Annotated in this window: 22 protein-coding genes; 19 read left to right on the top strand and 3 right to left on the bottom strand. The window is 61.3% G+C overall.

Annotation, left to right across the window (positions count from 1 at the left end; genetic code table 11):
• The first annotated feature begins 123 nt into the window (after positions 1-123).
• On the top strand, positions 124-543 hold the full coding sequence (locus AB0B85_RS32920) for a protein-tyrosine phosphatase family protein (RefSeq protein ID WP_357413561.1): 420 nt from the start codon (positions 124-126) through the stop codon (positions 541-543).
• Between the two features lie 48 nt (positions 544-591).
• Here AB0B85_RS32920 and AB0B85_RS32915 read toward each other — a convergent pair whose 3' ends face one another.
• Positions 592-2,874 carry an excinuclease ABC subunit UvrA gene (locus AB0B85_RS32915; protein WP_357413559.1) on the bottom strand — a complete coding sequence of 761 codons (2,283 nt, stop codon included), beginning with the start codon at positions 2,872-2,874 and terminating at the stop codon, positions 592-594.
• Between the two features lie 165 nt (positions 2,875-3,039).
• Here AB0B85_RS32915 and AB0B85_RS32910 point away from each other — a divergent pair, with 165 nt between their 5' ends.
• From AB0B85_RS32910 to AB0B85_RS32900, 3 genes are all read left to right on the top strand, one after another.
• Positions 3,040-3,768: a MerR family DNA-binding transcriptional regulator gene (locus tag AB0B85_RS32910; protein WP_357413557.1), complete on the top strand. Its 729-nt coding sequence runs from the start codon at positions 3,040-3,042 to the stop codon at positions 3,766-3,768.
• 54 nt (positions 3,769-3,822) lie between these two features.
• On the top strand, positions 3,823-5,031 hold the full coding sequence (locus AB0B85_RS32905) for a D-alanyl-D-alanine carboxypeptidase (protein ID WP_357413555.1): 1,209 nt from the start codon (positions 3,823-3,825) through the stop codon (positions 5,029-5,031).
• A 70-nt stretch (positions 5,032-5,101) separates the two neighbouring features.
• Complete coding sequence (locus AB0B85_RS32900; protein WP_357413553.1) at positions 5,102-5,941, top strand: peptidylprolyl isomerase; 840 nt, start codon at positions 5,102-5,104, stop codon at positions 5,939-5,941.
• Positions 5,942-6,066: 125 nt separating this feature from the next.
• Here the strand turns inward: AB0B85_RS32900 and AB0B85_RS32895 are convergent, their stop codons facing one another.
• The gene (locus AB0B85_RS32895) at positions 6,067-7,101 is read right to left on the bottom strand and encodes a LacI family DNA-binding transcriptional regulator (RefSeq protein ID WP_357413551.1); all 1,035 of its coding nucleotides are present in this window, start codon (positions 7,099-7,101) and stop codon (positions 6,067-6,069) included.
• 183 nt (positions 7,102-7,284) lie between these two features.
• Here AB0B85_RS32895 and AB0B85_RS32890 point away from each other — a divergent pair, with 183 nt between their 5' ends.
• From AB0B85_RS32890 to AB0B85_RS32875, 4 genes are all read left to right on the top strand, one after another.
• Positions 7,285-8,253 carry an acetylxylan esterase gene (locus tag AB0B85_RS32890; RefSeq protein WP_357413549.1) on the top strand — a complete coding sequence of 323 codons (969 nt, stop codon included), beginning with the start codon at positions 7,285-7,287 and terminating at the stop codon, positions 8,251-8,253.
• A gap of 80 nt (positions 8,254-8,333) precedes the next feature.
• On the top strand, positions 8,334-8,618 hold the full coding sequence (locus tag AB0B85_RS32885; RefSeq protein ID WP_357413547.1) for a hypothetical protein: 285 nt from the start codon (positions 8,334-8,336) through the stop codon (positions 8,616-8,618).
• Positions 8,584-10,245, top strand: coding sequence for a recombinase family protein (locus tag AB0B85_RS32880; RefSeq protein ID WP_357413546.1), 1,662 nt, complete (start codon positions 8,584-8,586; stop codon positions 10,243-10,245). The genes AB0B85_RS32885 and AB0B85_RS32880 overlap by 35 nt, the downstream gene beginning before the upstream one ends.
• 491 nt (positions 10,246-10,736) lie before the next feature.
• Positions 10,737-11,534 (top strand): hypothetical protein, encoded by a 798-nt coding sequence (locus tag AB0B85_RS32875; protein WP_357413544.1) that lies wholly within the window; start codon positions 10,737-10,739, stop codon positions 11,532-11,534.
• Between the two features lie 427 nt (positions 11,535-11,961).
• Here AB0B85_RS32875 and AB0B85_RS32870 read toward each other — a convergent pair whose 3' ends face one another.
• Positions 11,962-12,753 carry a hypothetical protein gene (locus AB0B85_RS32870; RefSeq protein ID WP_357413542.1) on the bottom strand — a complete coding sequence of 264 codons (792 nt, stop codon included), beginning with the start codon at positions 12,751-12,753 and terminating at the stop codon, positions 11,962-11,964.
• A 185-nt stretch (positions 12,754-12,938) separates the two neighbouring features.
• Between AB0B85_RS32870 and AB0B85_RS32865 the strand changes: the two genes are divergently transcribed.
• The 11 genes from AB0B85_RS32865 to AB0B85_RS32815 all read left to right on the top strand — a co-directional run bounded on the left by AB0B85_RS32865 (position 12,939) and on the right by AB0B85_RS32815 (position 21,367).
• Positions 12,939-13,421: an HNH endonuclease gene (locus AB0B85_RS32865; RefSeq protein ID WP_357413540.1), complete on the top strand. Its 483-nt coding sequence runs from the start codon at positions 12,939-12,941 to the stop codon at positions 13,419-13,421.
• A gap of 166 nt (positions 13,422-13,587) precedes the next feature.
• Positions 13,588-13,800 (top strand): hypothetical protein, encoded by a 213-nt coding sequence (locus AB0B85_RS32860; RefSeq protein ID WP_357413538.1) that lies wholly within the window; start codon positions 13,588-13,590, stop codon positions 13,798-13,800.
• Complete coding sequence (locus AB0B85_RS32855) at positions 13,793-13,969, top strand: hypothetical protein (protein WP_357413536.1); 177 nt, start codon at positions 13,793-13,795, stop codon at positions 13,967-13,969. Before AB0B85_RS32860 ends, AB0B85_RS32855 begins: the two co-directional genes overlap by 8 nt.
• Positions 13,970-14,494: 525 nt before the next feature.
• Entirely contained in the window at positions 14,495-14,764 is a 270-nt protein-coding gene (locus tag AB0B85_RS32850; RefSeq protein ID WP_357413534.1) for a hypothetical protein, read from the top strand.
• Entirely contained in the window at positions 14,700-16,274 is a 1,575-nt protein-coding gene (locus tag AB0B85_RS32845; RefSeq protein ID WP_357413531.1) for a hypothetical protein, read from the top strand. The genes AB0B85_RS32850 and AB0B85_RS32845 overlap by 65 nt, the downstream gene beginning before the upstream one ends.
• A gap of 10 nt (positions 16,275-16,284) precedes the next feature.
• The gene (locus AB0B85_RS32840) at positions 16,285-17,481 is read left to right on the top strand and encodes a phage portal protein (protein ID WP_357413529.1); all 1,197 of its coding nucleotides are present in this window, start codon (positions 16,285-16,287) and stop codon (positions 17,479-17,481) included.
• Positions 17,478-18,248, top strand: a complete 771-nt coding sequence (locus AB0B85_RS32835) for an HK97 family phage prohead protease (protein WP_357413527.1) — start codon at positions 17,478-17,480, stop codon at positions 18,246-18,248. The genes AB0B85_RS32840 and AB0B85_RS32835 overlap by 4 nt, the downstream gene beginning before the upstream one ends.
• A gap of 104 nt (positions 18,249-18,352) precedes the next feature.
• Positions 18,353-19,816 (top strand): hypothetical protein, encoded by a 1,464-nt coding sequence (locus tag AB0B85_RS32830; RefSeq protein WP_357413525.1) that lies wholly within the window; start codon positions 18,353-18,355, stop codon positions 19,814-19,816.
• A 95-nt stretch (positions 19,817-19,911) separates the two neighbouring features.
• Positions 19,912-20,577, top strand: a complete 666-nt coding sequence (locus AB0B85_RS32825) for an HNH endonuclease signature motif containing protein (protein WP_357413523.1) — start codon at positions 19,912-19,914, stop codon at positions 20,575-20,577.
• A complete protein-coding gene (locus tag AB0B85_RS32820; protein ID WP_357413521.1) occupies positions 20,540-20,743 on the top strand; it encodes a hypothetical protein in 204 nt (67 codons plus the stop codon). Before AB0B85_RS32825 ends, AB0B85_RS32820 begins: the two co-directional genes overlap by 38 nt.
• A 21-nt stretch (positions 20,744-20,764) precedes the next feature.
• The gene (locus AB0B85_RS32815; RefSeq protein ID WP_357413519.1) at positions 20,765-21,367 is read left to right on the top strand and encodes a hypothetical protein; all 603 of its coding nucleotides are present in this window, start codon (positions 20,765-20,767) and stop codon (positions 21,365-21,367) included.
• Positions 21,368-21,711 lie beyond the last annotated feature (344 nt).

Here is a 21,711-nt window from a genome sequence, read left to right as displayed (position 1 = left end):
GGGTGTCCCCGCGTCGGCCCTCGCGCCGATTGGCGACCTCCACACCGACACCCGCGCCGCCCCCGGCCCACGAGGCCGGGGGCGGCGCTGTCTGTACCCGCAAAGCGGCGGCACAATGTCCGGGTGACTGACGATCAGCCGTGGTCCGAGCAGTCGGGCGTCCTCGTACTCCCCAGTGGGGCCATGGTGCGTGGCCGCCGGATCGCCGCGGTGACCTCGCCCGCCGACTTCGCCGTGCTGTTGGCGCCCGGCCCGGTGCCGGCCTGGGCGCATCGGCGGATCCGGTGGCCCGACTTCTGGGTTCCGCTCGATCGCGCCGACGCCCTCGATGCCCTGCGGGAGGCGCTTCGGCTGGCGCACGACGGCGAACGCGTCGAGGTGGCCTGCCGGGGTGGGGTGGGTCGCACCGGTACGGCCCTGGCGGCGTTGGCGATCCTCGACGGTCTCCCGGTCGAGCGGGCGGTGCCGTGGGTCCGGGCGGGCTACCACCCGAAGGCGATCGAGACCCCGTGGCAGCGGCGCTGGCTGCGCCGCGTCACCTGAGTGACAGGCCGACGCCTCTCCCGGGCCGGCGCACCGCACGCGCCGGTGTCACCCCTTGTCGATCGTTGCCGGCTCGCTGACGTACTCGCGTAGGTGGGTGGCGGTGAGGGTGTCACCGTGGGCGACCAGGTCGGCGGGGGTGCCGGTGAAGACGATCCGGCCGCCGTCGTGCCCGGCGCCCGGGCCCAGGTCGATGAGCCAGTCCGCGTGGGCCATGACCGCCTGGTGGTGCTCGATGACGATCACCGTGTTGCCGGCGTCGACCATCCGGTCGAGCAGTGCCAACAGTTGGTCCACGTCGGCGAGGTGCAGGCCGGTGGTCGGCTCGTCGAGCACGTACGTGGTGGTCTTCTCCGCCAGGTGGATGGCGAGCTTGAGTCGTTGCCGTTCCCCGCCGGACAGGGTCGTCAACGGCTGGCCGAGGCTGAGGTAGCCCAGCCCGACGTCGACCAGCCGGTTGAGGATGGGGTGCGGGAAGAAGGCGTACGCCTCGGTGACCGACATGGCCAGCACCTCGCTGATGTTCTTGCCGCGCAGCGTGTACGTGAGCACCTCGTCGGTGAAGCGTCGCCCCTCGCATCGTTCGCAGACGCTGGCGACGCCGGCCATCATCGCCAGGTCCGTGTAGATCAGCCCGATCCCCTTGCAGGCCGGGCAGGCGCCCTCGGAGTTGGCGCTGAACAGGGCCGCCTTGACTCCGTTGGCCTTGGCGAAGGCGGTGCGGATCGGGTCGAGCAGCCCGCTGTAGGTGGCCGGGTTGCTGCGCCGGGACCCGCGAATGGGGGACTGGTCCACGATGACCACCCCGGACCGGCCGCGCAGCGACCCGTGGACCAGTGAGCTCTTGCCCGAGCCGGCCACGCCGGTGACCACGGTGAGTACGCCGAGCGGGATGTCCACGTCCACGTCGCGCAGGTTGTGCAGGTCGGCCTGGCGGATGGCGAGCTGCCCGGTCGGTGGGCGTACCTGGTCGCGCACTGTCACCCGGTGGTCCAGGTGCCGGCCGGTGAGGGTGTCGGAGCGACGCAACGCTGACACGTCGCCGGTGAAGCAGATCCGGCCGCCGTCGGTGCCGGCCCCCGGCCCGAGGTCGACAACGTGGTCGGCGATCGCGATGGTCTCCGGCTTGTGCTCGACCACGAGCACCGTGTTGCCCTTGTCGCGCAGTCGCAGCAGCAGGTCGTTCATCCGGGCGATGTCGTGCGGGTGCAGGCCGACTGTGGGTTCGTCGAAGACGTACGTGACGTCGGACAGGCTGGAGCCGAGGTGCCGGACCATCTTGACCCGTTGCGCCTCACCGCCGGAGAGGGTGGCCGACTCCCGGTCCAGGCTGAGGTAGCCCAACCCGATCTCGACGAGGGAGTCCAGCAGGTCCCGCAGGTTGGCGATCAGTGGCGCGGCTCCCGGGTCGTCGATGCCCCGGACGAACGCGGCCAGGTCGCTGATCTGCATCGCCGAGCAGTCGGCGATGGTGTGCCCGGCGATCCGCGACGACCGGGCCGCCGCGTTGAGTCGGGTGCCACCGCAGTCGCCGCAGGTCGTGAAGGTGACCGCCCGGTCGACGAAGGCGCGGATGTGCTGTTGCATCGACTCGCGGTCCTTGGACAGCAGGAGCCGCTTGACCTTGACCGCCAGCCCTTCGTACGTCCAGGTGTTGCTGCCCACCTTGATCTTCGTGGCCGGCTTGTGGAGGAAGTCGTCCCACTGCTGCGGGGTGAAGTCCTGCAGTTTGACGTCCGGGTCGAACAGCCCGGAGCCGACGATGGTCTGCCAGTACCAGGAGCCGACCGCGAAGTTCGGCGCGGTGATCGCGCCGTCGTTGAGTGAGCGCTCGACGTCGACCAACTCGCTGATGTCGAGGTCGGAGACGCGGCCCAACCCCTCACAGGTGGGGCACATGCCCTCGGGCAGGTTGAAGCTGAACGCCCCGGCGCCGCCGATGGACGGCTGGCCGAGCCGGCTGAAGAGGATTCGCAGCATCGCGTACGCGTCGGTGGCGGTGCCGACTGTGGAGCGGGAGTTGACGCCCATCCGCTCCTGGTCGACGACGATGGCCGCGCTGAGGTTGCGCAGCGAGTCGACGTCCGGTCGGCTGAGGTTCGGCATGAACGACTGGAGGAACGCGCTGTAGGTCTCGTTGATCATGCGCTGGGACTCGGCGGCGATGGTGCCGAAGACAAGTGACGACTTGCCCGAGCCGGAGACGCCGGTGAAGACGGTCAAGCGGCGCTTGGGGATGTCGACCGAGACGCTTGCGAGGTTGTTCTCCCGCGCGCCGCGTACCTCGATCATGTCGTGGCTGTCGGCGTCGGACCATGCTGGCTGCGACATGCGAACCCTTCACGGAGTCGTGGCGGGACCGCGCCCCGCCGATGCTGGCGGGTTCCATTGTCTCATTCATCACCACGTAGAGACTTTTGTCGAATATGGCCTGATAACCCGGGCGGGACCTCCCGCAAAGTCTCAAATCACGTGGTAAGCGGTACGGTGATCCCCGTGGACGTCGCCCCGAAGGATCGGCTCCGCGCCGTGGACCTGGCGGCCACCGTCGGGATCTCCGTGCAGCAGGTGCGCAACTACGTCGAGCAGGGTGTGCTTCCGCCGGCTCGGCGCACCCCGAGCGGCTACCGGATCTTCACGACCGAGCACGCCCGGGCGTTGGTCGTGGCGCGGCGGCTGGCCGAGGGGCACGGTTGGCCCCGCGCCCGGGAGATCATGGCCGCGGTGCATCGCGGTGACCTGCCCGGAGCCCTCGCGGCGCTCGACGCCGGCCACGCCGAGCTGGACCGGGAACGCGCCGAGATCCGCCGGGTGCTCGGCGCCTTCGAGACCGTGCTGGCCAGCGCACCGGCGGCTCGGCCCGCACCACGCCACGCCGCCCGCATCGGTGAGGTCGCCGCCCTGGTCGGGGTGCGAACCTCCCAGCTGCGGCTCTGGGAGCAGCGCGGACTGCTGCGGCCGGGCCGCACCCCGGGCGTCAACTACCGGGTGTACGACGAGGGGGAACGACGCGCCGCGCAGGTCATCGCGCTGCTGCGCCGGGGCGCGTACCCGTTCGAGATCATCGAGGCGGTGCTGGGGGAACTGCGGACCACAGGTAGCCCTCAGCGGGTCCGCGCCGAACTTGCCCGCCGCGAGCAGGACCTGCACCTCCGCAGCCTGCGCCGGCTGCGGGGCACCAGCGCGCTGCACGACTACCTGCGCGGTCGGGGCGAGGCGGACTGACCCGACCCGCGCATCCCGTCCCGCGGGCCGATCTTGTTGACTAGGGTCGGGCACATGAGAGCTGCGCTGCTGGCGGCCACGGCGTCCGCCATCCTGCTCGCTCCCGCGCCGGTCGCCGCCGCGGGAGCGTCCGCCGGGCCGACCGTGCGCTGCCCACGGGCGCCGGCCCCGGCGATGTCCCGTCCGCCCCGCCCTTCACCGCCTCCCGCAGTGCCCGAGCAACGGGTGGTCGGCGGCGCGGCCCTGGACACGGCCGGCCTGGTCGTGCCGGCCGACGCCACCGCGCCACCGGCGATCACCGCCACGTCGTGGCTGGTCGCCGACCTGGACAGCGGCCAGGTGCTCGGCGGTTGCGGCCCCCACGAGTACGGCACCCCGGCCAGCGTGCAGAAGCTCCTGCTGGCGGCCACCATGTTGCCCCGGTTGGACCCGAAGCAGACGGTCACCGTCACCGAGGACGACATGAACATCGAGCCCGGCTCCTCGGCCGTGGGGCTGGTCGCGGGCGGTCGCTACACCATCGAGACCATCTGGCTGGGTCTGCTGCTCAACTCCGGCAACGAGGCCGCCAACGCGCTGGCCCGACTCGGCAGCGGCACGGACAGCGCCGCCGGCGTACGCGCCATGAACGAGCACGCGCACCACCTCGGCGCACTCCAGACCCACGCGGTCACCCCGTCGGGGCTGGACGGCAAGGGGCAGTTCACCAGCGCGTACGACCTGGCGCTGATCGCCAGGGCCTGTTTCGCCGAGCCGACCTTCCGCCGGTACGCGCTCACCGAGCAGACGGAGATCCCCACCCAGGCGGCGCAGCACACGAAGGGCTTCCAGATCCAGAACGAGAACCAACTCATCTACCGGTACCCGGGGGCGCTCGGCGGCAAGACCGGCTTCACCGACCTGGCCCGGCACACCTACGTGGGTGCGGCCGAACGCGGTGGACGGCGGCTGGTGGTCACCCTGTTGGGTGCCGAATCGGCGCCGTTGCGCGGCTGGGAACAGGGGGCGGCCCTGCTCGACTGGGGCTTCACGCTGCCCCGGGACGCCGCAGTGGGCCGGCTTGTCGAAGCGGGGGAGTTGACCGCCACGCCGTCGGCGGCGCCGTCCGCGCTGGCCGCGCCGGGTGCGCCCCGGCCGGCGGCGGCCAGTGGGCCGGCGCGTACCGGCTCGGGGTGGTTGTGGTCGGTGGCCGCGGTGAGTGGCGCGGGGGTGCTGGCGCTGTTGGGCGGGCTGCTGTGGCGCCGTCGCCGTCGACTGCCCTGAAGGATCGACATCGAACGTCGACGTCCATAGACTCCGGTCTTTCTGGCACCACGAGTCCAGGAGGATCACAGTGTCGAGTGAACTCGAACCGCGCCCCGACGGGGCGGCACCCCGCCGGCCGGTGCGCGCCCTGTCCCGACTGGCGGGGGTGACCGCACTCGCCGGGGCGCTCGTCGTCGGGGCGTCCGCCAGTGCGGTCGCCGCGCCAGCCGCCCCCGGGGGCGCTTCGGCCGAGACGTCCACCGCCGCTGACGCCGCCACCCGAGCGCCGCGCACCACCCACGGCCCGTGCGCGTACACCGAGACCCCCGACGAGCCGGCGGCCCGACCGGTGCCGCTGCCGCCCGACCCGCGGCGCACCCCGGCGCGGGGCAGCGTCCGGGTGACCCTGGCGACCAACCACGGGCCGATCGGGTTGACACTGGACCGGGCCGCCGCGCCGTGCACCGTACAGAGCTTCCTGCACCTGGTCGGCAAGCGCTTCTACGACCGCACCCCGTGCCACCGGCTCACCACGTATCCGACGCTGAGCGTGCTGCAGTGCGGTGACCCGTCCGGCACCGGCGAGGGCGGCCCGGGCTACCAGTACCGCGACGAACTGCCCACCGACCTGCCGCCCGCGCCCACCGACCCGACCGGGGAACGCCGGGTGTACGCCCGGGGCGTCCTCGCGATGGCGAACGCCGGACCGGACACCAACGGCAGCCAGTTCTTCCTGGTCTACGCCAACTCCGCGCTGCGCCCCAACTACACGATCTTTGGGGAGGTCGACGCGGCCGGCCTGGCCACCCTGGACCGGATCGCCGCCGGGGGAGTGGCACCGACCGCCGAGGACCCGGCACCCGTCGACGGCCCGCCGGCGCTGCCGGTGACCATCCGCAAGGCCATCCGCTCGCCGCACCACCACTGAACGCCCGGCGCGGTGGGCGACCCTCGGCCGCTCACCGCGCCCGCCAGGGTCCGACCCCGCCGGATCCGAAACGTTTCGGAGGTGGATCGGAACTGGTCCAACCGGTTACCGACCCAGGTCCGGCCTCACGACGAGCCGGGCGAGCCGGACGGTGGGGCGGTGCTGTCGCGGACGACGAGTTCGGTGGCGAGTTCCACCCGTGGCGAGTCGATGCCTTCGCCCTGGGCCAGGCGCAGGACGGTCCGTGCCGCCAACCGTCCCATCTCGACCAACGGCTGCCGCACTGTGGTCAGCGGTGGCGATGCCCAGCGGGCCTCCGGCAGGTCGTCGAAGCCGACGACGCTCACGTCGTCCGGCACCCGCAGCCCGCGGCGCCGGATGGCCTCGTAGACGCCGAAGGCCATCTGGTCGCTCGTGGCGAAGATGCCGGTGGGCGGGTCGGCGAGGTCGAGCAGCGCTGTCGCGCCGGCGAACCCGGAGGCGTGGTAGAAGTCGCCCGGGTAGATCAACGCGTCGTCCATCGGCACCCCGGCGCCCTCCAGCCCGGCCCGGTAACCGTCGAGCCGCGCCCGGCTGCACAGCAGGTGGGTCGGCCCCGCCACCAGGCCGATGCGCCGGTGCCCGATCGCGAGCAGGTGCTCGGTCGCGGCGAGCCCGCCGGCCCAGTTGGTGGCACCGATCGTCGGGACGTCCATGGCCGGCACCCCGGACGGGTCGACGACCACCACCGGCACGTTGAGACGGCGCAGTTGCGCGTGCAGCGGCGGGCTCAGGTGCGAGGTCACGAAGATGACGCCGTCGGTGGCCCGGGTACGCAGGTTCTGCAACCACTGCCGGGCCGCGGTGGGCTGCCGGTGGATCGCGGAGACCACAGTGCCGACCCCCGCGCCGTGCCCGACATCCTCCACGCCCCTGATGATTTCCACGGCCCAGGGGCTGTCCAGGTCGTTGAAGACCAGGTCGACCAGGCCGGCGCGTCGCACGCTGCGGCTGGTGCGTCGCCGGTAGCCGTGGTGGCGCAGCAACTCCTCGACTCGCTCCCGGGTGTCCGGGGCGACATCGGAGCGACCGTTGAGCACCCGTGACACGGTCGGCACCGACACGCCGGCTTCCCGTGCGATCGCGGTGATGGTCACCCTGCGTCCGTCGTCCGCGCCCACCCGCGTCTCCTTCACCGAGCCGGAAGAACGACCACGAGACGTCGTCAACCGAGGATCCCGGAACGGTGTGCCCGTTCCACGCGTCATCTTGCCTCACCGACGGGGGTTGACGACATGCCAGGTCGGTTCTAGCGTTCGGCGAAATTACGGAACCTTTCCGGAAACTCGTCGGACCGGGGGCGCATGTACACCGATCTACCTGAGGAACAGTTGCGTGACTACCGTGGCGTTGTAGGGGAACCGGCGGACTTCGACGATTTCTGGGCCGACACCCTGGCGGAGGCCCGGCGTGCCGGCTGGCCGGTGCGGACCGAGCCGGTGGCGACCGCGCTCAACAGCATCGATGTGTTCGACGTGACCTTCGCGGGTTTCGCCGGCCAGACCGTGCGGGCCTGGCTGCGGGTGCCCCGCGGTGCGGCCACGGCGTTGCCGACGGTGGTCCAGTTCGCCGGCTACGGCGGCGGGCGCGGGCACCCGTTGGAGAACCTGCTCTGGGCCGCGGCCGGGTTCGCGCACCTGCAGATGGACACCCGGGGGCAGGGCTCGGGCTGGAGCCGGGGCGACACCCCGGACCTCGGCGCGGCCGGCCCGGAGGCACCCGGCGTCACCACCCGGGGCATCACCGATCCGAAGACGTACTACTACCGGCGGCTGATCACCGACGCGGTCCGGGCGGTGGACGCCGTCCGGACCCTGCCGCTCGTCGATCCGACCCGGGTCGCGGTGCTCGGGCACAGCCAGGGTGGCGGGCTGGCGCTCGCGGCCGGTGCGTTGGCACCCGGGGTGCGGGCGGTGGTCGCGTTCGTGCCGTTCCTCTGCGACATCCCGCGTGCGGTGGTGACCACCGCCGCCCGTCCCTACCGGGAGATCCGCGACTACCTGGCCATCCACCGTGGCGCCGAGGAGCGGGTGCTGACCACCCTGTCGTACGTCGACGGTGTCAACTTCGCCAGGCGCTGCCGCCGCCCGGCGCGGTACTCGGTGGCGTTGATGGACGAGATCGTCCCGCCGTCGACGGTCTACGCCGCTGTCAACGCGCACGCCGGGCCGACCGAGTTGTCGGTGTGGCGTTACAACGGCCACGAGGCCGGCGGGATCGACGACGACGAGGCGGCGCTTGTCTTTCTGCGCGCACACCTGATCGGGGGCTGACCGGGCCACGCACCGAGCGGGGCCGACCCGGAACGAGCGCATCCGGCCCGTGGTGCCGGCCCGGCTGATAGACAGGAGGTGTGGGTCACCGGATCGTCGTCGTGCTCGCAACCGCCGCGCTGCTCGGCGGCTGCACGCGGCCGGAGCCCCACCCCGCCCCGGACGCGTCGCAGGCGACGCCGGTGAACCCCACCCCCACCACGGTTACCTCCGCCGCGAGTCCGCTGCCCGGGTTCGTGGTGCTCACCGACCTCGACCCGCGCATCCACGCCGACATCCGCTACGCCACCGCGTACCGACCGAACTGTCAAACAGGCTACCATGCTGGTCATGCGGGTACTGAGAGCACTGCGGCTGAGTCGTGAGCGTGAAGAGTCCACCTCGTTCCCTGTGCAGCGAGCCACGATCGATCCTGTAGTCCAGGAGCACGGCGGCACCATCGTGGACACGGCTGAGGACATGGACGTGTCAGCGGGCACCACATCGCCGTTTGACAGGCCTTCCCTCGGTCCGTGGCTGACTGACCCTGAGCTGATCACGTCTTACGACGCGATTGCCTGGTCAAAGCTAGACAGGGCCATCCGGAACATGATGGACCTGAACGACCTAGCCAAATTCGCTATCACTCATAAGAAGTTGCTCATCTTCTGCACCGGTCCCGGTGGTGGCGCTCTCACCTTTGATTTCCGTAGGCGTGATCCGGTCAACAACATCATTCTTCAGTTCCTCGCCTTTGCGGCTGAACTTGAGTGGATCTCTATTTCTGACAGGAACAAGAACACATCTGACTTCCTGCGGTCTGCTGGCCGCTACCGAGGTGGCCCGATCCCTTACGGATACATGAAGACTAAGAACCCTAAGGGTGACGGCTGGATTCTCGTGCATGATCCGGCAGCCTTGAAGGTGGTCAAGGAAGCTGTCAGGCGTGCGACTGCTGGCGAGACAGCAGAGGCTATCTGTAGTGACTTCACGGCTAGAGGCATCCTGACGCCTAGGCAGCATGCTCGGGTCAGGGACGGTAAAGAGGCAGCAGCCCTAGGCAGGAACAAGAAGCCTATCCAGTGGCAGCAGTCGGCTTTGTTCAATGACATCCTGCGTTCCCGCAATCTGCTCGGTGAGACTGAGTTCTTTGCCAAGGATGAAGATGGCAACTTCATCAAAGACGACAACGGGAAGCGTGTCCGTCAAGTGTTGCGTGATGGTGCTGGACTCCCTGTCATGCGTGGTGAGCCACTCATCAGCCAGACCGAATGGACAAAGCTGCAACAGGCTCTAGAAGTCCGCTCGTTGCCATCAGCGCCACGGCGCAAAGACGCTAACCGGCTTCTAGGCGTAGCCAAGTGCATCGTCTGCGAATCCAACTACTACCTACGTGAGTGGACTCAGGCTGACGGAAAGTCTTACGGCTACTACTACTGCAAGTCCGGCTGTACCCCTAGCACGAAATCCGCTGTGCTTGATGAGCTGCTTGAGAACGCACTGCTTAAGCAGTTTGGGAATCTTGAGATTCATGAGAAGCAGTTCATCCCTGGTGAAGACCACTCAGACGAGCTGCTGCGGGTGGACGAGGCTATCCGTGGAATCCGTGAAGAGCATGACCTAGGCCTGTATGAGGGCAACCGTCAGGGCTACCTAGACAGGCTCAGGAAGCTTATCGACCGCAAGAACGCGCTTGAGGCTATGCCCTCACGTCCGGCTAGTTGGGAATACGTGCCGGTAGGCACCACATACCGCCAGGCTTGGGAAGCATCCGATGTGATAGCCCGTAGGAAGATCCTGCTTGATGCTGAGGTAATCGCCTACGTCGGCAAGGTTGAAGACGAGATTCAAGCAGCAGAACTGATGGCTGACAGAGGTAAGGCCATGAAGGGCAAGCACAAGCGCGCTTTTATGATCCCTAACGCTGCACCTGTAGCCCTGCTCATCACCATGTCTAACGACATTGAGAAGCGCCTGACCGGTAACAAGGCTCAGGAGATGGTTTATCAGTGACTCACAGTGACCATGCCTCTTGAGGGCTGGTCGCCTTTTTAATCTTGTGTGTAGGGAAGGTATAGGACTACTGCTAGTCAGTATCACTCCTATGCCTTCCCTTCTCTGTATCTCTACCTAGCGGTAGATACTCTATATGAGGGGTTCACTATTACAATCCTCTATGCTCCTGTACCTAGCGGTAGATACTCTATATGAGGGGTTCACTACTGTTGAATCTACCTACTCTGTAAGAGGTACTTGGGCGACGACACTTCAGCGCATTTATTAGCTCTAACACTTGTGCAGAATTAAGAATTGATAACGTGGGTGGTTGCAAGATCATTCTGCCGATACAATAGAGAGGAAGGCGAGTGCACATAATTCAACTTCGTTCCTAGTGTAGTGGGAACGCCCCTGGTGAGTAGCAGGCCAGCCAAAGCCAGGGGCACAGGGTTGAAGTTAAGCAACTCAACTTTCACCCTGATACCACTACAGAGCTAGGAAAGACCATGAGCAATCAAATTGAATTCACGCCACGAGATCTACAGGTGGCTACCTTCGCACTATCAGCGAAGCGAGTAAGGTTCAGCGCTCCCAATGACTATGAAGTTGGCATGGGCAACGTCGGCAAGTACGCCACGATCAGCCCTGAGACACGCTCTTACTTCAAGAACATCCTGAGCTTCAGTGTTGAGCGTAGAGACGCAGACAGGCATCTCTCACGGCTCCTGACGCTCGCTGCCGAATATAACAACAGCCTCAGCGCTCCTCTGTGCCTCTGGCTTAAGGAGTCCATGCAGAGACTCCCTGAGAGCCGTTACGCGGCTGTACGGCGCAACTGTGGCCTTCTAGTGGAGTGTCTAGGCACCCTCGCCTACTTCCGTAAGAAGACAGGCCTGCCCGTTGCTCAGCTTGATGTCGTCTACTGGTTCAACCACGCGTACGGCATCAAGGTTTCTCGTGATGCTGCCAAGACTTCTCTTGTGAAGCTGTCTGAGGCTGGCCTTGTCGGTCTGAAGCTAGGCGAGAAGAACAGACATCCGTCAGCGGTCAAGCTGTTGACTGGTGTGGACTACATCGGCAATTCCTACGTCATGCGTGGCTCTGAGGAAGAAGCAGACTTCATCCGTAACGCTGAGCGCTACGCAGACGTATTTGAGGGATTGAAGAAGGATCAGAACCTACGCCGTAAGGCCAAGGAAGCCATGAAGTCAGAGTATCGAGACAAGATGCTCGGTGAAGAGCTTGAGGCCAGCATTCGGGTTGAGGAATTCCTCAAGTCAGGCCGTAGTTTGATCAGCATGTAAGCGAGTTTGATACGGCCTGGTGCCGATGAGTTAAGTAGAGGCGAAAGGATCGCCATTATAGGAGAGTAAGAATGCGCAAGCCTATTGTTCACGGCACTCTGTATGCCTACACCAAGCACGCTTGTCGGTGTGACGATTGTAGGCGTGCCGGACGTGAATACCGCGAGAGTAGAAAGATTAAAACTGGATGGGTACGGAAGATCCGAGCAAAAGCCGAACACGGCACCTATCACATGTATTCCTACCTGAAATGTCGCTGTGACCCTTGCCTAGCCGCTAGGGACGAGTACATACGCAAGCGTGCTGAAGAGCGACGAGCGTTTAAGGCAGACATCGAGCCTATTCAGACAGAAAAGTATCGGGATCTAGTTGAGGAAGCCTTAAGAGCATTCCTACTAGATCCCGTTTACCTGTGTCAGATGATGGGTCACGCTGCGGCTAGAGCTAGCTCCTTGTCACCGCAAGAGCAGTTGCGATAACCGTACTCACGAGGCATGCCCAGACGCTTTGGAGGCTTCACAGCGAGCCTGGCAGTCATCTCGTGTCCCTTGTCGCATCGGTAGGTGCCCTGGTGACCGATGAACGTCTCGTCATCGTCTAGACCAGCCAGGTAGTCCGTAGCCGCCTGGTCGTGCTTCACAGCGTCGAAGCTCTCCGGGCGAGCGCACATCACGTCCCCTAGTACCTCTGTAAGCCGCTGTAGGGCACGTGTGAGAGCTTTCCTGTCCGCAGCAGGCAGGAGCTTCCTCATGGTGGCAATGGGGTCTAGAAGCTCTTCAGGCGTCATATCCAGCATGTCCCTGCTGTCTCGGTAGACCTGCTCAAGCAGAGCCAGGTAGCGGCCACCAGCAGCGTTGCTGAACGTCTCGCCGTAGACCACATCCCAGATGTATGCGGGCATGCTGTGCCATTCTCTCAGAATCTCGCCTAGCGCCTCACTGCCAAGCATTAGAGCGCCTTCCTGCCGACGCAGCTTCATGCACCAGTCTTTAGCGTGCTGGTTAAGCGTCCCACCAACAGTAGAGAGCTTGGCAGTGATCAGGCTTGGACGAGAGAACATAAAGGCGTACAGCTCATTCTCAATCTCGTCAGCCTCAAGGCCTAGATTCCAATCCTTGTTGGCCTTCCAAAAGATGTATTCACGCACTGTCTCAATGACCTGCACCAGGTCTGAGCGATAGTCAGCGTGCGTAGAGTCAGCCCAATTGCAGTTCTTCATTCAATGCTCCTCTTAGACGTAATGCGCTTACGCATAAGAGATCGGCTGCTTCCTGAACTAACCCATTTATGACCTTGATCACAAACGGGCTGAATCAACGCTGAAAAACGTCATTGGGACAGTAAATACAGTTTGGAGGGGGAAGATGCAGCTTCCCCTTTCCTCTACTGCATTAGGGGAAAGTTATGGACATTGAGGCTTTGGATTACATAGACAGAATTGGCAAGATGCCTCACGTTAGTGAGTACGCCGAATTTGGGTGGCCTGCATACAGGTTCATGGGCTGCCGCTGTTATGACTGCTGTGTAGCTGTGCGGGAGAGCAAGCGCGGTACAAGTCGTGCTAATGCCCGCCGCTACTATCACGAGAACAAAGAAAAGTACGCCGCTGCTGCTGCCAGACGCAGACACCTTGTTGATGTCGCGATGGATGAGCAAGACAAGCTCCTGAGCGCTGAGTACCGCAAGGCAATCAAGAATGACCCTTGCTACTACTGCGGCGAACGTAAAGACGAGATGCACATGGACCACTACATGCCGCTAGCTAAAGGCGGTACGGATCATTGGTGGAACTTGGTGAGGGCTTGCGCAAACTGCAATCTCTCAAAGGGAGACAAGCTGCCTACGGGCAGAGAATGGCAAGGCAAGGTAACCGTGAGGGTTGCATAGAACCGCCTCACGTTTTGTGGGGCGCATTACGAGCAAGATGGAATGTCAGAGACGGACACGCGCACATAAAGGCGGTGTCAGGTTGGAATGGTGGGAGCTTGAGGTAGAGGCGCATTACCTCTGATGCGCCTCCCTCATTTCACCAAAATCAGAGGAGAGCAAGACAATGGAAGAGAGCGACCGTAAAGAGTTTACGTACACCTACGCGGGCTATTTCGATGAAGAGGCTTTGGAGATGCGTTTCACTCGGGTAGTCCATGTGGTTAACGGTGAAGAGACAGACCTTACTGACGAATACAACCAGAATTGGTCTGAGCGTGGGCTTCCTTGGTTTGACCTTGAGCTAGACGTTAACGATGAGGAGCAGACCGATGGCTGAAGTAACCATGTGGATTGAGGAAGACGGTAAGCGCGTCACCTTCACCGCAGAACATGCCAACAAGGCAGCAGCTCTACTAAAGGCGCAGAACTTCATTGAGAAAGAATTAGAAGACGCTGAGGTTGATCGCCTTGAGTGGGAACGTTTGCTGAGACTCATCAGACGCTAAAGCCCTATGTCTGCCGAGGAGAAGACTCTGATGTTCGCAAGGGTGATGAGGGACCAAGTGAGGTAACGCTATGGCTGACAGGAAGCATTACTACTGGATGCACTCAGGTCCGTACCTGGAAGCCAAGCGGATCTGCCTTGAGTATTACCAGTACATCTGCCACATCTGTGAACACGATGGCGCTACTACTGCTGACTACCTCATCCCTGTCTCTGTGAAGCCGGACCAAGACAGAGGCGACCCACACAACAAGCGTCCTGCTCACGGAGTGAAGGGCTGCCCTACGTGTGGAAAGAAATGCAACTCAAGCAGAGGCAACGGCCCGGTCCCTACTCCTCTGAACACATCAAGGAAGTGGTGACCACTATGCCTAGCAATCCTCTGGCGTTCCTAGATGCTGCCCTTACCTGGCTGGTCATCACACTTGCCGACATCAAGTCTCGACTGTCCAAGATTTTTTAAGAATCGGCACCTTAGATCACCCCATGCCAAGTCATTTTTTATTTCCCCGAGGAGGTGCCAGCCATGGAAGAGCAGGAACCAACAGAGCGTGACTTTGTGGAAATCATGCAGGCAGGCACCTACGTAGAGAAGTTAGAAGCTCTCAGGGATCACCTGGCGGCACGTCTGACTGTCGCTGAACACAGGGAAGCAGCGTCCATCTCAAAGCAGCTCACAGAAGTCCTGGCGAAGCTGCAACAGGTCAACCCTCAAGTAAAGGAGGCGTCCCGTGTCGATGTCCTCCGTGCTAAGAGGGAAGCAAGAGCCAAGAGTAGGCAACTTCCCGCCGGGTGAAACTGGCGCTGGTGAAGACGCTATTGAGTTCGCCGCAGACCTCGGGATTGGCCTTTACGACTGGCAGAAGTACGCAATCCGGAACGGTCTGCGGGAGGTTGCTGATCCTCAAAATCCTGACCTGAACGTATGGGCAGCCTCAGACGTAGGGCTCATGGTTCCTCGTCAGAACGGCAAGTCATACATCATTGACGTGCTAATCCTCGCTGGCCTTTTCCTGTTCGATGAACGGATCATCTTAACTGCTCAGAAGAAGAAGCCTAACGCAGAAAAGATCTTCTTCCGCGTAGCCAACATCATTGAGAAGTGGGTAAAGGCTGAGGAAGAGGAACGGGATAATCCCGGTCTGCAAAAGCTTCTGCTTCCTGGGAAGACGTGGCTTTCCAAGGAAAATGGCGGTGAGTTCATCAGGTTGGAGTCTGGTGCCTTCCTTGAGATGGCTGCGCGAGGGAAGAACGCGCGTGGTGACTCGATTGACAAGCTGATCCATGACGAGGCCTACGACCTCACAGAGGTTGACGAGGCAGCGCTTAGCTTCGCTCTGTCGGGTAGCCGTAATCCGCAGACCTGGTACCTGTCGACTCCTCCTCTAGACACAAGTAGCGGTGAGCCTTACAGCAACATCCGTGAGCGTGGCCTAGCTAATGATGAAGACGTTTGCTGGATGGAGTGGAGCGTTGACCCGAACAAGTCCCTTGAGGATGTTCTAGACGATAGGGAAGCTTGGGCGCAGGCCAATCCTGCGATGAACCTTCATATCCGTGAGTCGACCATCCGCAAGGAGCGAGCAAAGGCTACGAAGAACAAGAAGGTTGAATCGTTCGCTCGTGAGCGTCTAGGACGCTGGCCGCTGAAGCAGAGTAACAACCTCATCAGCACAGAGGCTTGGGAGGCGATTGCTGATCCTGAGTCACAGCCGGCGGACGGATCAAAGTTCGCTATTGGCGCTTGCGCCTGGCAGGTGAAGAACAAGGTTCATGCTGCTGTGGCTCTCTACGGAGTGCGTAAGGACGGCAAGGAGCATCTTGAAATTATCCGCACTGATCCTGGTGTCGATTGGGTGCCTGCCTACCTAGCTGAGCTGAAGGAAAAGTATGCAGGTGCGGAGAATCCTGAACTGATTGCCATCGGCATTGATCCTCAGTCTCCGTTGAAGGCAGCAGCTTTCAAGTTCGCGCCGTCAGGGATCACGATCCCTGAGGACGCTGACGAGCCTGAGTTTGGTGACCTGGCGGTAATGACTGGCGCTGACTATCTAGCCGGCTGCTCTCAGTTTGTCACCGCCGTAGAGGACAAGACATTCCATCACAGGAAATTCGCTCCTCTTGACCTAGCGGTTGCTGGTGCTCACACACGGATGACACAAAGCGGTATTTGGGTTTTCGATCGTGCCCGTTCAGATGTTGATACCAGCCCGCTTACCGCAGGGGTTGTTGCCCGTTGGGCCTATGTGACACGTAAAGATTCGGTCGGCAGTGGCGACTACGACCTAATGGATTCATTTGGTTAGGAGGGTCGCCGTGCCTAGTTTCACTCAAAGAGTTCGTGATGTCTTCACAAGACAGGAGCGTCACGCCAACATCAGCCAGCAAGCGCAGGATTTGATTCCGCCTCGTTCTGGCTCAACCCGACAGGGCAGGGTGCTTGTCACTGACGACTCAGCCCTACGTCACTCGGCAGTCTGGGCATGCCTGAGGCTACGAGCAGACCTGATCTCGACAATGCCCGTGGATGTCTTCCGCAGGGTCAACGGTCAGCAGTTGGAAGTCTCTAAGCCTCCTGTGCTGATCAACCCTGGTGGAGACAACTGCGATATGCAGGAATGGCTTTACTCAACTCAGGTTGACCTAGACCGGGCTGGTAACGCCTTTGGCCTGATCACTGAGCGGAACGGCAGAGGCCTGCCAAGCCGTATCGAGCTGCTACCGCTGCAAGACGTGACAGTCGTCTACAGGAGCGGACAGCTTAGCTATCGGGTTGGCAGTGAGACGTTCGATCCTGCCGACATCTGGCATGAGAAGCAGTACACGGTAGCTGGTCTGCCGTACGGACTATCACCAATCCAGTACGCGGCTTTCTCCATCGGTGAGTACCTGTCGATTCAGGACTACGCAACCAACTGGTTTGACGGTGGCGCGATTCCAGCAGCCATCCTCAAGCACACCAAGACCACAATTAACGATGAGGTAGCGGGCAAGGCTAAGGCCAAGTTCAAGGCCAGCGTTGATTCCGGTGATGTCTTTGTTCACGGTAATGATTGGGAGTATCACCCGATTCAGGCGGTAGACAGCCAGACTCAATGGCTTGAGGCCAAGCGGTACGGGCTAACCGATATTGCCCGCTTCTTTGGTTGCCCGAGTGACCTGATTGATGCCGCTGTTGGTGGCAGCAGTGTTACCTACGCGAGCATCACACAGCGGAACCTTCAGTTCCTCATCATGAATCTCGGGCCAGCAATCATCCGCCGTGAGAACAAGCTGACCAAGCTGACTCCTTCACCGCAGTACGTCAAGTTGAATTCAGACGCTCTGCTGCGGATGGACCCAAAGACACGCGCCGAGATGAACGAAATCAAGATCCGTTCACGGCAACTGACTCCTAGTGAATCTAGGGAACAGGACAACCTTCCTCCGTATACCGATTCTCAGCTAGCCGAATTCGATCGGCTGTTTGGTGCGCCGAATCGCACTCCTGAACAAAAGGCGGCTACGTCATGACTATCTCTACAGCACACCGTGAGGCAGCAAACCTCAGGGCGGCTGCTCTGGGAGCACAGGGCACACGTTCTGGTGCGAACGCTGCGCCTGGTGGTGTAGCTCGTTCACTGGGCTTTGATGCCAAGCAGCTACGCGCCAACCTCATCGAGCGTGACGGCAAGAGCTTCTATCAGCTAGACGGCTACGCCTCTGTAGTCGAGAAGCCGTATGAGATCTGGGACATGTTCGGTGGCTACAACGAGGTTATTGATTCCCGAGCGTTCGACAAGACGCTAGCCGCTGATCCTGATGTCGCGTTCCTGGTGAACCACAGAGGCGTGACCATGGCTCGGACAACCAACAAGACACTTGAGTTGTCTGTAGACGCTCTGGGTCTGCGTTCGGTAGCTCTGCTCAACCCTGAGCGCCAGGACGTTAAGGATCTGGTTCTAGCGGTTGAGGATCGCAACATCGATCAGATGAGTTTCGCCTTCCTGGTTGAGGATGGTGAGTGGAGCGATGACTATTCGGAGTTCCGCATTACTCAGGTTGACCTTCACAGAGGTGACGTGTCCGCAGTCAACTACGGCGCTAACCCTCACACGTCTATTGCTGCCAGGTCCCGAGAGATCATGTCGGACCTAGAGCATCTTCCGCTTGGTGCCGCACGTGCGGCTGTTGAGCGTCTTAATTCTCGGCTACGTGGTGTGGCCGATGTTCCTACTACTTCTGCGCCTACTGGTCGCAGTATTTCGCTAGTCGAAACCATGCTACGACTGGACGACTAGCAATCAGCACTGACCCGATAACCCGCTAGCTCAATTTGGCAATCAGACCTTAGGAGCAGCTTTACGGATCATGCCGGCAGTCAGACCGGTAGTGACGCAGAAGCGTGGCGGAAGGGTTTTCCATATCCCTTTCACCGAAAGTGAAGACAAAAATGTCTACTGTAACTGAACTAATCACCTCGCTAGAGGTTGAGCTAAAGATGGCAGAGCGCGACCGTGAGCGCGCCAATACCGAAATCATGCACGTTCTCGACAAGGCTAAGGCTGAGGCTCGTGCAAACCTGACTGCCGATGAGGACAAGCAGGTACGTGAGCTAGAGGCCAAGCGTGAGAGCGCTAAGAAGGATCTCGACGGAATCAAGTTCAAGCTTGAGACTGCTCGTGCCGCTGCGGCTGACCAGGAGGCCAACGAGAAGGCCTATGGCGAGCGTAGTGCTACTGGTGCTGCTAAGCCTGCCTACGACCGTGTAGCCCGTGTAGGAACCGAAGAGCGTACCTACCGCAAGGACACAGACCGCAAGGGCTCTCAGTTCGCGCGTGACGTTGCTAAGCGCTTCCTTTTCAGGGACCTTGAGGCAGAGCATCGGCTTAACCGCCACATGCAGGAAGAGCGCGTAGAGCGCGGCCAGTACCTAGAGCGTGCCGGTAACACTGGCAACTTCTCGGGTCTGGTTGTTCCTCAGTACTTGACTGACATGTACGCGCCAGCCGTAAGGGCTCTGCGTCCATTCGCTGATATCTGCAACAAGCACGACCTGCCGCCTACTGGCACGAGCGTGAACATCAGCCGTATCACTACTGGTACGTCTGTTGCTCTTCAGGGCTCGGAGAATGCAGCCGTGTCGAACACTGACATGGATGACACTCTCTTGACTGAGAATGTGCAGACTGCGGCTGGTCAGCAGATTCTTTCCCGTCAGGCAATCGAGCGTGGTAGCGGCAGTGAAGAGATCGTGATGAACGACCTGTTCCGCGCTTACGCAACCACTCTTGACAACACTTTGATTAACCAGGCAACCACTGGTCTGTCTGCTGTTGCTCAGGCTGTTGCCTACACGGACGCTTCTCCTACGGCGGCTGAGCTGTATCCGAAGATGCTGGCAGCCAACTCGGCTGTTGAAATCGCTCTTATGGCTCAGGCAACTCCTAGCCATATCGTTATGCACACTCGCCGTTGGAACTGGTTCCAGTCTCAGCTATCGAACGCGTGGCCGATGATCACTCAGCCTGGCGTTCCTACTCAGGCTATTGGTGTGAACAACGGTGGCGGTTACAACAGTGGTGTACGTGGCATTCTGCCTAACGGAAACCTCGTGATTGTTGACAACAACATCGCTACCAACCTGGGTGCTGGCACCAATGAGGATGAGATCTACGTTGTTGCGGCTGATGAGTGCCACCTGTGGGAAGACCCTAACGCGCCAGTGTTCATCCGCGCTGAGCAGACTGCTGCGGCAAGTCTGGGTGTCCTGCTGGTTATGTACGGCTACTTTGCCTACAGCTTCCGCCGTTACACCAATGGTGTAGCGAAGATCGGTGGCACCGGCCTTATCACCCCTAGCTTCTAGGGCTGATTTTCTGACGTTCCTGTCTAGCTAACAGGAGCTTGGGGAGGGCTGTTGTCTCCCGGCAACAGCCCTCCCATTAACCCGGGAGTTCTCTAATGAAGATTTGTAGCGCCTGCGGGACGAATTCCTTTGAGCAGGACTTTACTCATGCCAACTACTGCCAGCCCTGCTGGAATGCCTATCAGCGAGCCAGGTACAACGGGGAGCTTGAGCAGTTAAGCGGACAGTGTCGACACTGCGGCACACCATTTACTACTAAGAATCGACGCAAGGTCTACTGCGCTAGGAAGTGCAAAGACGCTTTCAGGGATGCTGAGAAGGCTTCTCTGCGGATGAACAGTAAGCCTCAGAGGCGCTGTGTCTGGTGTTCTGTCGAGATGCCTAAGTCAATGAGGGCAGATGCAAGGTTTTGCTCTGAGACTTGCAACAGCGCAGCCCACCAGGGCACACGCAAGATGCTGATGAGAGCAGGCTTCACCAGGCGTGAAGCTCCTCTAGTGCTTCGCTCACAGCTAGCAGCGCGTGACGGATTGGACTGCTACCTATGCAGCGATCCTCTGGATTTGCGTACTGCTCATCCTGATCCGCTGTACGCCTCGATTGACCACTTCACTCCGCTAGCCAGGGGTGGAACCAATGAGCTGTCGAATCTTCGTCTGGCTCATCTGGTCTGCAATCTTCGCAAGAGAGCAGACCTCATCGATTCGAAACAAGGAGTTTCTTATGACCGAGCAAAAGGATTCGTGGATTGCTGCTCTTGAGGAAGAGCGCAGAGGCTATGAAGTTCGTGGCCTTGATGAGCGTGTCAAGGAAGTCAACGCTGCCATTCGTGCTCACGAGATGAAAAAGAACGGCAAGCCTGAAGGCCGTACCGTTACCAATCCTCGCAAGCAGACAGCAACCGCAGCACGCAAGACCACTACGTAATTAGAGGGGAGGTAGTCAGCTATGTCTTCAATTACCTACGCGAGCCTTGAGCTATTCAAGGAGTTTCGCTCTATTCCAGACGATGACGACACGCGAGACGAAATCCTGGCGGCTACGGTGCTGGCTACCTCTCGTCAGATTGACCGGCTGTGCAGCAAAGACCCTGGTGGCTTTGCCCTAGCGGAAACCATCACCAGCCGTACCTACTCCACTGTTGGCCGTACCTACGCCGACCGTGACGGCGTATGGCTGCTGGTGGACGACATCGGCAGCACTAGCGGCCTGGTAGTCGAGGTAGGCAATGGTTCGTCCTGGTCGACACTGACCGGCTACGAAACGGGACCTGAGAACGCTCTAGAGCGTGGCAGGCCAATCAGTCGACTGTGTACGCCTAGCAATTGGGCAGACGGTAGGCGAGTGAGGGTTACTGCCCGATTCGGATTCCCTGCTGTTCCTGAGGAGATCGAGCGAGCAACGCTGATTCAGGCCAACAGGCTGTATATGCGTAAGGACTCACCTCAGGGCGTGGCTGGTAACTCCGAATGGGGAGCGATCCGCCTAGGCAAGATTGACCCTGACGTTGAAGCGCTTATCTGGCCGTTCATGTCACCAGGATTTGGGTGATGGTCATGAACGTCTCAGAGGTAAGACGAGAGCTAGCTAACGCTGTTGACACCATCCCTGGCATCGTCTGTTACGGCTACGTCCCCGATTCAGTCAACGTGCCGTGCTTCTTCCCTATGGAAGTTGACATCGATCCGAACCAGTCATTTGGCGGATATGACAAGGCAACGATCACATGTCGTGTGCTGGTGTCTCGCACTGATGACAGGGCAGGACAGAAGAACCTAGACGAACTGCTGTCCCGCACTGGCCCTAGACGAGTAAGTCCTAAGTCAGGGCGGGGCTGCGGACGCAGCGAAGGGTGTTGATGATCCGTTTGTGACGACAGACATCAACACCCTTCT

The sequence above is a fragment of the Micromonospora sp. NPDC049044 genome, assembly GCF_040649215.1.
In the GTDB taxonomy this organism is placed as follows: Bacteria; Actinomycetota; Actinomycetes; order Mycobacteriales; family Micromonosporaceae; genus Micromonospora.
This window is presented reverse-complemented; position numbering and strand designations above follow the sequence as displayed.